The organism is Pseudomonas sp. GM33 (assembly GCF_000282295.1).
Taxonomy (GTDB): domain Bacteria; phylum Pseudomonadota; class Gammaproteobacteria; order Pseudomonadales; family Pseudomonadaceae; genus Aquipseudomonas; species Aquipseudomonas laurylsulfatiphila.
In genome coordinates, this window is the sequence record NZ_AKJO01000062.1 from 1 (window position 1) to 1253 (window position 1253).

Consider the following 1253-nt stretch of genomic DNA (forward strand, 5'->3'; position numbering starts at 1 on the left):
TGGCAAATTCACTTGGATAATTGCACCGGAGGCTGACGATAGCGGCCTTATCACCCTGGTTTTCTATAGTCGGGAAGTGGATCCGGTGTGGGAGCACCGAAGCTTAGTGATTTCGTCCAATCTGGCGGATGAGGCGGAGGCCTTGATAGGCGGAGAGTTGGTTCCTCCTGAGGGTGTCATTTTCACCGCAGGGGAGCCTCAGGTCGTCACGCTCAGGTTAAAAAACGATAGTCCGTTGGAGGGATATCCGGTAAAGCTGAAGGGTGCAGTCGTGGAGGGCGACTTGACCCTGGAAAGTCAGCCAGATTTCGATGGGTTTGAGACGAAGCACAGTTGGACCGTGACAGTAAAAAGCGGGACTGGCAGCTTTCGACTGAGTTTTGCAGGCGAGAGTATGGCTCAGGACCTGGTCCTGCCGGATTGCAGGTTGATTGCCGTTCTGCGGTGGACATGGACATTTGGCACTCCAATGCCAGTACCACCCGAATCAATTGATAGATCGATTAATTTGCCTATCAACTTGTTTGTAACTCTCCTTGATTCAAGGGGGGAACCTATGGTTGGGATTCCTGTGACGTTTCACATTCCAGAACATGGGTCAAATACAAACATAACTGATTTGAAAGGTTCGACATACCCGCTTTGGACTCAGATATATTATACCCCAGGCATGCGTGAGTTTAGGGCAGAGGTAGAGTTGCCAGGCAGTAAACTATCGGCAAGCCTGTTGGTAAACGTTGTCAAGTAAATGGGCTGCGGCTGCTCGACTGCTGTCAATGGTGCCCTCAAGAGCGCTATAGCCTGTATCCAATAGAGTAGTTCGGGGAAACCACCATCCACACTTGATGAAACATCAAATAGAGAGTTTTCCAACATCGCCGAATGAAATAAAAAAGGCAGTCGACCGGCTTTGGTTCTTCCATTGTTTCTGGAGGGCGCCGAACTCGGTTTCCAGGACGTTGCAGAATTGCGGGTTGATCGCGGCGTTGTTGACCAGGATGTCGAGACGGCCAAACTGTTCCTTGATGCCGGCGAAGAGCTCGAGTACTGACCTCATTTCGTACATGACGTTGTTGCGAAAATTTAGAGCTTTTATCGCGCATTATTATAGCTGAACTGTCAGTTATGACAGTTTTCAGCGTATCGATTTTTCCTGATAGTTAACGGACTGTTTTTTATGTCCATCGCTGAAAGGGAAACTTCGTCATGACCACCGAACTAAAAACTGTAACCGCTGTATCAAACCCTTGGGA

2 pseudogenes are annotated in these 1253 nt (G+C 49.0%); one reads left to right on the forward strand and one right to left on the reverse strand.

Going from position 1 to position 1253, the window contains the following annotated elements:
• Window positions 1-748: pseudogene (locus PMI26_RS21815) on the forward strand (hypothetical protein); the annotation flags it as partial.
• Between the two features lie 177 nt (window positions 749-925).
• On the opposite strand, the pseudogene PMI26_RS21810 reads toward PMI26_RS21815, so the two are convergent.
• Window positions 926-1036: pseudogene (locus tag PMI26_RS21810) on the reverse strand (short-chain dehydrogenase); the annotation flags it as partial.
• Between the last annotated feature and the right edge of the window lie 217 nt (window positions 1037-1253).